At 42.7% G+C, this 9,429-nt stretch carries 6 protein-coding genes and 5 pseudogenes; 3 read left to right on the top strand and 8 right to left on the bottom strand.

The features are described 5' to 3' along the window. Positions 1–327: 327 nt before the first annotated feature. The 8 genes and pseudogenes from ACYVR3_RS15475 to ACYVR3_RS15510 form a co-directional block, all read right to left on the bottom strand. On the bottom strand, positions 328–1,677 hold the full coding sequence (locus tag ACYVR3_RS15475; protein WP_461244946.1) for an IS4 family transposase: 1,350 nt from the start codon (positions 1,675–1,677) through the stop codon (positions 328–330). A gap of 206 nt (positions 1,678–1,883) precedes the next feature. Further along, a complete protein-coding gene (pgmB, locus tag ACYVR3_RS15480) occupies positions 1,884–2,555 on the bottom strand; it encodes a beta-phosphoglucomutase (protein WP_056939261.1) in 672 nt (223 codons plus the stop codon). A 2-nt stretch (positions 2,556–2,557) separates the two neighbouring features. After that, positions 2,558–3,541: an aldose epimerase family protein gene (locus ACYVR3_RS15485; protein WP_017261405.1), complete on the bottom strand. Its 984-nt coding sequence runs from the start codon at positions 3,539–3,541 to the stop codon at positions 2,558–2,560. A gap of 56 nt (positions 3,542–3,597) precedes the next feature. After that, on the bottom strand, positions 3,598–5,856 hold the full coding sequence (locus tag ACYVR3_RS15490) for a glycoside hydrolase family 65 protein (protein ID WP_461244947.1): 2,259 nt from the start codon (positions 5,854–5,856) through the stop codon (positions 3,598–3,600). A 15-nt stretch (positions 5,857–5,871) separates the two neighbouring features. Then, complete coding sequence (locus ACYVR3_RS15495) at positions 5,872–7,230, bottom strand: SLC45 family MFS transporter (RefSeq protein WP_461244948.1); 1,359 nt, start codon at positions 7,228–7,230, stop codon at positions 5,872–5,874. Between the two features lie 101 nt (positions 7,231–7,331). Further along, positions 7,332–7,466, bottom strand: a pseudogene (locus ACYVR3_RS15500) (conjugal transfer protein); the annotation flags it as partial. Positions 7,467–7,486: 20 nt separating this feature from the next. Next, positions 7,487–7,627: pseudogene (locus ACYVR3_RS15505) on the bottom strand (CagC family type IV secretion system protein); the annotation flags it as partial. A gap of 13 nt (positions 7,628–7,640) precedes the next feature. Further along, a pseudogene (locus ACYVR3_RS15510) lies at positions 7,641–7,856 on the bottom strand (transposase); the annotation flags it as partial. 100 nt (positions 7,857–7,956) lie between these two features. Here ACYVR3_RS15510 and ACYVR3_RS15515 point away from each other — a divergent pair. The 3 genes and pseudogenes from ACYVR3_RS15515 to ACYVR3_RS15525 form a co-directional block, all read left to right on the top strand. Further along, a pseudogene (locus ACYVR3_RS15515) lies at positions 7,957–8,664 on the top strand (IS30 family transposase); the annotation flags it as partial. 98 nt (positions 8,665–8,762) lie between these two features. Further along, positions 8,763–8,915, top strand: a pseudogene (locus ACYVR3_RS15520) (helix-turn-helix domain-containing protein); the annotation flags it as partial. A gap of 82 nt (positions 8,916–8,997) precedes the next feature. Continuing rightward, complete coding sequence (locus ACYVR3_RS15525; protein ID WP_003688751.1) at positions 8,998–9,285, top strand: transposase; 288 nt, start codon at positions 8,998–9,000, stop codon at positions 9,283–9,285. Positions 9,286–9,429 lie beyond the last annotated feature (144 nt).

Genomic DNA, 9,429 nt, shown 5'->3' on the forward strand with positions numbered 1-9,429 from the left:
TCTGTGGTTACTAAATATCATAAGGGAAGGCATTCCCTATTTCTATACAATTCAGAAATCTTTTATGCATTTACACACGATATTTTACGCTCTCGACAATTATTTTGGCATGCATAAGCGAGCAAATGAAGCTACAAATTAATGTACAAAGTAAGTAACCTGTGTTAATATTTGGGTATAAAGAAAGAGACCAGCTGTACACTGATCTCTTTAGGTCCGCTTTAAAGGCGGTAGCAAGAGACAGACAACTAAAGGTTGAAAGTATCAAAATAGACCGTAACCATTGATGTCAAACGGTTATGGCACGATATATTACTAGTTTCCACTTCATTGAGCATTACCGAGTAGCCTGGCCAGGCTATTCGGTAATGCTTTTATAAATTCGTCAAAAATAATAGTTAATGTTTCAACCGCCATGTCGAGTTTTTCACCTAGACCAGTAATTGTTTGTATCAGCCAATTCAACGCACTTACTAACTTAATATCAGGCAACGGTCGTCCATAATCGAAGAATAAGTCACCCAGCGTCCTGTCGTCCATATTTTCACGTTGCACCAATGCAAGGACGTCATAGCTTAACATGACCATTGCTAGGTGACCGCAAAGCCCATCATAGCTTTGGACTTGAGTCTGATCAAATTGCAGGTATTGTTTAGCGACTTTAAAATAACATTCGATCTGCCAACGCCGACCGTACATCTGAATGATTGCTTCTGGTCTTAGGTCAGTCATTGTGGTCGCCAACACAAGATATTGATCAGCCTGGCCACGTTTGGTTACGAAGACTAACTTCATTGGGATTTTTTCGCCATCAACTTCAAATGTGACGATTGGACTGTATAGATAGCTATCCTTAATTGGCCATTTACTGCGCCGTAAGTTAGTGTATAAAGTCTTAATATCCATTTCTCGGCCACGATAACGAAAATAGACCTTTTTAGTTTTTTTCAACATGCCAATCCCATGACAATGACGTTTTAGCAAGGCCGCAAACATACGCGGTGATGCATACCAGCTATCGAATAAGACGTACTTGACCTTGATGCCGGATTTGATTGCATCATCTACTAATTCTAAAGCGACATCGGTCATTTTACGGGTTGCCTGTGTACGTCGTTTCGCGGCCAGTGATCGTTGATCACTGGACTTAAGGCGTCCAAACCGATTTTTGGCGTGGCTTGATGACATCAAGGCAAAGTTCAGCGGTAAAAAAGTATTGCCGTCACTCCAGCCTAAAGTTAGTGTCCGAAAGCCTTTAAAATACTGCTGTTTGTCGTGGTCAAAAACACGAGCTAATAATTCAGTTTTGCGTGAAAATTCACGTTTAAACAATGAATCATCAATGATCAAAGCTTGTCGCCGTCTTGGATCGGTAAAATGTTGCACGTATTGGATCAAATGGATCGCTAATAGCTGAACCAGTCGTTGCCAATTAATATGTGGATCATTTAGACAATTGCGAACAGTTCGTTTTGAAAAATCGTTAGCCTTTTCTGCTCTAAAAATGGAGTAGCGATTAAAGATGGTGGTCAATAACCATTCAAATAATCGTTCAGTTTTAATACCGCGCGATTTATGGATATTGACACGACGCAAAATAGCGGAGAGATGGACCAATTTTGAAAAATGAGCAAAAGAATGATGAATATCAGTGTCATTGTATTGTATTGTAGACATAGGTATGAAACTCCTCTGTATGGTTTTTGTTTAGACGCTTTAAGTATACAGATGTGGATGGTTTCATGTCTATTTTTGTAGCAAAAAAGCCCTAACAGATCAGGGCTTAAGTGGAAATATTAACTTTCAACCTTTAGTTAAACTTGTAATTTGCCAACAACAAAAGAGTGTCAGTGTTTTTATGTACTGACACTCTTTTTAGTTATCTATTGCATTTTAGCTTCAATATTTGCTAATGTCACTTCTGAAGTAGACTCAAAATTCAGATCCGCTCCTGACAACACATCTGAAATACCAACTGCTAGTGATGTTTCACCTGCGCCATTGATTGAGGAAATTCCAGCAGCTGAATCTTCCAATCCAATGACATTTTCTGGATCTAAATGTAAGACTTCCGCAGCACGAACGAAGATTTCAGGATCAGGTTTTCCCTTTGTCAAAGTGGCGGGATCAACAATGTCAACAAAATACTCAGTTAATCCCAAATGATCTAGAATCATTGGTGCATTTTTAGAGGCTGAAGCTACCGACATTTTATAGCCGGCTGCCATAGCTGATTGAATGAAATCTTTCATGCCAGGTAAAACATCATCTTCCGTCAATGTTGAAATGAGTTGTTGATAATTATGATTTTTCTTTTCTGCTAATGCTTCTTTATCTGCTTGAGAAAAATCATCGGCATGATCCCCAGCATCCAAAATCATTTGCAAGGAAGCCATGCGACTGATGCCCTTCAAACCTTCAGCCAATTCTGGTGTCCAAGTTGTGCCAACCTCATCAGCTGTTTGATGCCAAGCTTCACCATGAAAACGCGCCGTGTCAGCAATAACGCCATCTAAATCAAAGGCAAAACCTTTAATATCTGAAAATTTAGCCATTTTTATTTATCCTCGCTTTTTTTAATTTGGTAAGTTACAGTATATGTTTTTGTTTCATTTGCTGGCAAAACAATATCACCAAAGCCTTCATGATTAACCGCATCAGGCAAGGTCTGCATCTCAATAGCAAGCGCTGTTTTAATGTCACTGCTATCATCAGGATTGGCAGTGAATACAACCACACCATTGCGATCTGAATCCACTGTCAAGGTCAAACTTTCATCGGGTGAAGTTAGTCCTACTCCCTCCCCTTGACGGCTGGGATCTAATACCCAAGCATCATCGTAATGCTCTTGTCCCAAGGCATGCAAATGCGCAAAATCAAATTTTGTATTTTGATTATCAATCACGTTACCGGTTGGAATCATGTGATTATCAACTTCAAGATGTTGACGTGATGCAATTTGTAATTTATGCTGACTGATATCTTGATCCTTACCAACTAAATTAAAGTAGACATGCGTCATTGGATTGAACAATGTATTCTCGGTTGAAACGCCACTAAATATAATGTCTAAACGATCTTCATCGTCCAATCGATAGGTCACTTGGGCAGCTAATTGTCCGGCGAATTCATCATCAAAAGTACGTGTGAAATTAATTTCCGCCGCTGTACCCAAATTTCTTGCTTCACCGTGCCAATTAACCGCATCAAAGCCATTAATGCCAGAGTGTAAAACATTGCCATGATCATTTGGCGTTAATGTAAAATGTGCCCCATTAATATCATAATCAGTTTTTGATAGACGACCACCAACACGACCAATTGTATTTCCAAAATGGAATGGATTATCTAAATACGCGGCTAAATCATCAAATTGGACTAACAATTCTTGTTTGACACCATCACGTTCAACGGAAAACGATTGCCAAGTTGCCCCGTATGAAATTGCAGTAATCTGTGTGTGCTTGATATTTTCTAGGGTAAACGCCGTCACGACTTTTCCGTCAGGTAATTGCCCAAAATCCTTCTCTACTACTTTCATGATATCCTTTCCTGCTATACAGCAAATGAGCGATTCCTCGCTCATCATCATGCTTATTACTTACTCAATTCAACAGGCTTACCGGCAACATCAATCGTAATTGGTTCGCCATCAATTAACTTGAAGTGGGAACCATCCTGATCAACGTCGACTTCAATTAAACGATCACGGAAGACTTGTCTAAATGAATAGTGTGACCATTTCTTCGGCAGGAATGGTGCGTAATGCAACTTGCCGTCGCGAACCCGCATCCCAGCGAATCCTTGGACCACCGCAATCCAGCCGCCGGTCATCGCCGTAATGTGCAGGCCATCAACGGTATCGTTGTTGTAGTTGTCCAGATCAAGTCGTGCTGTTCGTTCATAAAGTTCAACGGCTTTTTCTTCATAGTGAAGGTCAGCAGCCAACACGGAGTAAATGGCAGGTGACAAGCTTGACTCATGCACGGTGTATTGCTCATAGAAATCAAAGTTGGATTTCTTCTGTTCCGGTGTAAAGTCATCAATGAAGTCCCAGATACCCTGCAGTACATCCCCCTGCTTAATGTAAGGGGAGCGCAAAATCTTGTCCCATGACCAGTTCTGGTTCAATGGTAATTGATCTGCAGGAATTTCTGATACCGGCTTGAGATCTTTATCGAGGAAGCCATCGTGTTGAACGAAGATGTTGAGATCTTTGTCATATGGCAGATACATGTTGTCGACAATGTCTTGCCAATGCTTCTTTTCATCTTCACTAACATTCAGCTTCTTAGCTTGTTCGGGTGAAACTTCCTTAAGAATCTGAAGCGTGTATTTCAACGTCCACTGGGCCAGAATGTTGGTATACCAGTTATTATCAACGTTGTTTTCATACTCATCAGGGCCAGTCACGCCATGAATCATGTAATTCTTGTTTCGCTGGCTGTAGTGAACCCGGTCTGCCCAGAAACGGGAAATTTCGGTCAAGACTTTTGAACCTTCGTTTAGAACATACGAAGTGTCGCCGGTGTAACGGGTGTAATTGTAAATGGCAAAAGCAATATCGCCATTTCGGTGAATTTCCTCAAAAGTAATTTCCCATTCATTATGACACTCGATTCCGTCAAAAGTGACCATTGGAAACAGGGCACCCTTGAGTCCCTGCTGTTTGGCGTTATGGTACGCACCGTCCAACTGCTTGTAACGATACATCAAGAGGTTGCGGGTTACCTTAGGATCGGTAATGCCCAAGTAGACGGGCACTGCGAAGGCCTCGGTATCCCAGTAGGTTGCACCACCGTACTTCTCGCCAGTGAAGCCTTTCGGGCCGATGTTCAAACGTGAATCTTCACCATAGTAGGTTGAGAATAGCTGGAATAAGTTGAACCGAATTCCTTGCTGGGCTTCGGTATCCCCATCAATGACAATGTCGGATTTGTTCCAGCGGTCGGCCCAAACTTGCTCGTGAGCCGTCAGCAAATCATCGTATGATTGGCCGGCAACTTGGTCACTTAATCGATGCATGGCATCGGTTAAAGCGGCTTGAGTGTCGTAATCCCGTGAGGTCACAACGATCACGCGCTTTTCAAGTTGAGCGGATTCGTTGGGTGCCAAGACACCGAAGAATTCGTTGACCACTTCTTTTTCACTGGGTTGAGCTACTTTTTCAGCAGTCAAGTCAGTGACATTGCGCATTTCCATTCCCGAAGTAAACCGTGGCGTCCCAAATGGATTAGGGGTCGTTTCGGCTAAGACGTTGCCCGAATCAGTTCCCTGCCCAGTTGAGAGAACTTCCCAGAAACGTTCGTCGTAGTTGGCATCCTCGTTCTTAACGTCGCCGTCGATTGCAGAATCAATCACGAGGTCCACTTTATTTGAGCCAACGTTTTGGACAGTCACCCGCTGAACGGACAGTTCCTGCTGGGCAACGCTCAAGAAACGTTCAAATTTGACAGCTACTTTGGCATCACCCTTGGTTACCGTAAATGAGCGGGTTAACAAAGCCTTTTTCATATCAAGGTTGAGCTCGAAATCGCTGAACTGGTCTTTCGCCAGGTCAATGACTTCGCCATTAATCTTGACGTGCATTTTAATGAAATTAACGGCGTTGACAACCTTGCCGAAGTAATCGGGATAACCGTTCTTCCACCAGCCAACCCGGGTCTTGTCCGGATACCAGACACCACCGAGGTAAATCCCGTTGAGGGTGTCACCGCTGTAGTCTTCTTCGAAGAAGCCACGCATCCCCATGTATCCATTTCCCAAGCTGGTCATGGATTCCTGGAGTCGTTTGTCTTCCGGGTTAAAGTCGTGGGTCACAATATTCCAAGGAGCGACTTCAAAAGTTCTTTTCATAAGTTAACGTCCTTTCTAAGCTCTGTAAGTTTCTTTAATGAATCCAACTGAGGCTGCACCAAGGGCCATGATGATCCCAGCTAACAGGAACATGTTAGGCTGTGCGTTACCCAATAATGGGAATAAGCCGAAGCTGGCAAGTGAGGCAACAATTTGTGGCAGACAGATTGAACCGTTGAACAGGCCAAGATAAGTCCCCATATGTTCACCAGACAAGGCGTTGGTAACCATGGTTAATGGGTAGGTGTTCATCGATGCCCAAGCCATTCCAACTAAGATAAATGACAGAATCAAAATGTATTGAGTGTGAATGAAGAATACGGAGATAAATCCAACTGCACCAAGGGCCAAACTAATTGAGTAGCCCAACTTGTGGTGGTTGTTTGGCATTTTAGCCAAGACATATGACCAGATAACCGCAGCGATTGATTGAACGGCAGCTAAGACACCGTACCAGTTACCGGCAGCTTGATAGCCTGCAGAAGCGGCATTGGTAGTGTTCCAAACGTTGCTGGCAATCGCACCGGCTGAGTAGGTCCAGAGGTATTGAAAGGCAATCCAGCAGAAGAATTGAACTAAGGTAACGGTCCAAAAGACTTTAGGCGCCTTTTTAAGCAATGACCACCAGTTACCACCGGTTGAGTTGGCTTCTTCAGTAATTCCATGATATTTGGCGTAAGTCTTAGGATCATATTCATGAACCTTGAAAATCGTCAGCAAACTTGTCAGTAACAGAATTGCGGCACCAACATAGAAGGAAATGACAACTGATTGGGGAACGACACCCTTTTTAGCGGTATTGGCAACACCAAATGCGGTAAAGATGAACGGGAAAATAGCTGCAATCACCGCACCTCCGTTTGACAAGAAACTTTGAATCCCGTATGCGTAACTCTTTTGGTCATCATTGACCATATCGCCGACCATCATCTTGAATGGCTGCATGGCAATGTTAGACGACACATCCAGCAGGGCAACAGTGACTGCCCCAAATACCAATGCCGTAATTGATGCGTACCCGAAGCCAAAACTCCCCGAATTAGGCAACAGACACATCACGATGATGGCAATCAAGGTTCCTAATGCCAAGTATGGCAATCGACGGCCGCCCAACTTGGGTGCCCAAGTTCGATCTGAATAATAACCGATAATTGGTTGAACGATTAAGCCTGCAAGAGGTGGCAAAATAAAGAACCAGCCTAAATTATTGGGATCCGCTCCAATCGTTTGAAAAATTCGACTCATTTGTGAGCTTTGCAGGGTAAAAGCAATCTGCACACCTAAGAAGCCAAAGTTGATCATCCAAATGGTACTGGCGGGAAGTTTGGGCAAACCAGACTTCTTGGTTGCCGCTGCGCTACTTTGTTCATCCATTTCATATTCCTCCAATTCAAAATATCGTATTAATGATAGCGTTTACCTTTTGTATTGTGGCACCTTTTAGCAGAAATTGCAAACGGTTGCATGAAAATTAGTGGGATTGCAATAAAAATTAAGCCCACTAGTCCTGCCAGCGCCGCATAGCCAAAATCCTTCAAGGTGTAGTCTTTCCAGATCCCGTAATCTTTATCTACGTTCTCTGGAAAGATAAATTCTTTTCCCTTCTTCATTTGGCAGGCTCCTTTTTAAATTAAGTGAATAGGCTGTAAACCCAAGGTAATAGCCAGATAATGGCCGCCGCCAAGGCAACTAAGCCAGCTACTCGACCAACCGCGTGGTAAACTTCGGACTTTTCCCGTGGATCGTCTGCGTCAGGCATTCTTTTGATAAGGCAAATTACAAGTTTAATCCGAACAAGCCCGGAATCTTTCAATGGCAGTCTGTTGATGATGTATTTTTAATGGTCGTTGATTAATTAGTTCAAGTGCTGCTAGGATCTCATCAGTCGTTACTTGGCTAAAATTGGTCTTTTTCGGGAAGAACCAGCGTAACCGTCTATTAAAATATTCATTGGAACCTCGCTCCCATGGTGAATATGGATGGCAAAAATAAACTTTGATCTACCAAATTCTATAATTAATCCGAACAGAAATTAAAAAGCCCAAAGCAATCACTTACAATGGTAGTAGCTAATTCCAACCAATATAGGGAGTGATTACTTTGGGTACATCTACTTTATCACGTTTTCAACGTGGCGCACTAGCACAACTGGTCAATGAGGGGAATAAATCTTACCAAGTAATGGCTGACGCCTTAGGCGTCGCCAAAGCTACGATTAGCTATGAGTTGGACCGGGTTAAACCTTATGATCCAGAATTAGCTCAGCAAGATGCAGATCCTAAAAGGCGGAATTGCGGTCGTCGTTCGATGCTGACGGCAGCATTAGCGACTTTAATTACCAACCACTTACGATTAACCTGGTCACCAGAAACCATTGCGGCCGCTTATAACTTGAGCACTGCGTCAATTTATAATTGGCTTAATCGTGGCTGGCTCCCCTTCAAATTGACTGATCTACCCAATCGGAATGTCCGCCAGCACCGAGTGAGCAAAAATCGTGGGAAATTTACAAGTGGGACTTCCATCGAACAACGGCCAACAACTGTTAATCAACGGTTAGCTTTTGGTCATTGGGAAGTAGATACGGTGCTTTCTAGTCGAAGTGAGTCACGATCATGTCTGGTTACATTCGTAGAACGTAAGACCCGACTTCTATGGGCCATCAAAGCCCCTAATAGAACGGCTAAGGCTCTAAACACCGCCTTTGGCAAGTTTATGGGGGTCTTCGGTCCCCAAGTAAAATCCATTACTTTTGATCATGGTAAAGAGTTTGCCAATTATCAGGCCTTAGAACAGGATTATCAGATGGTAGATTGTAAAATTAATCCGACCGCTGTTCGGACAAAACAGATCAGCTTCCTTTAAAATGGTGTTTACCACAAACCCATCTTTTAGGAGCTGATCTTTTGTCTAGTATAACCTATTCCGAACGAATTAAAATCGAAACCTTTTGTGAACTAGGGCTGTCCAATATCCAAATGGGCGTTCGGCTGAACCGATCACCGTCAACAATTTCTTATGAATTATCTCGATGTCAACCTTATCAGGCTGAATTAGCACTGGGCCTAGAATAAAAAGTGTACAGGTTAAATAGAGACTCTGATTTAGTATAATTAAGGAAGTAAATTGGAGGATCAAATAATGACGAAGCACAGTTATGACAAGGAATTTAAGGAACAGGCCGTTCAGTATTACTTAGATAACAAGGATCACATGACCATGAATGAAATAAGTAAGAATCTAGGTATTGGGGCTAGTACATTACATAAATGGATTAAGCTGTTTACTGAGACTGGGGAGTTTGGCCGTGGCTCTGGTAATTTTGCCAGCGATAAGGACAAGGAGATTGCACGACTAAAGCGTCAACTTCGTGACGCTGAAGGAGCGATCGAAGTGTTAAAAAAATCAATCGGGATTCTGAGCAAGTAACTACCGAAAAGGTATACCAAGAAATGGACGTTCAGCACGCTTTGGAATCCCACCCTTCCATCAATAGATTGAAACGTTTTACAACACAGTTAGAATTCACAGTCACTGTGGATTCAAATCACCAAAGCAACTTGAAGATGAGTA

The organism is Secundilactobacillus muriivasis (assembly GCF_054785195.1).

Bases quoted from the DNA above. Each gene is read 5' to 3' on its own strand.
- ACYVR3_RS15485 (WP_017261405.1), bottom strand. From the start codon at position 3,541: ATGAAAGTAGTAGAGAAGGATTTTGGGCAATTACCTGACGGAAAAGTC.
- pgmB (WP_056939261.1), bottom strand. From the start codon at position 2,555: ATGGCTAAATTTTCAGATATTAAAGGTTTTGCCTTTGATTTAGATGGC.
- ACYVR3_RS15490 (WP_461244947.1), bottom strand. From the start codon at position 5,856: ATGAAAAGAACTTTTGAAGTCGCTCCTTGGAATATTGTGACCCACGAC.
- ACYVR3_RS15475 (WP_461244946.1), bottom strand. From the start codon at position 1,677: ATGTCTACAATACAATACAATGACACTGATATTCATCATTCTTTTGCT.
- ACYVR3_RS15525 (WP_003688751.1), top strand. From the start codon at position 8,998: ATGACGAAGCACAGTTATGACAAGGAATTTAAGGAACAGGCCGTTCAG.
- ACYVR3_RS15495 (WP_461244948.1), bottom strand. From the start codon at position 7,230: ATGGATGAACAAAGTAGCGCAGCGGCAACCAAGAAGTCTGGTTTGCCC.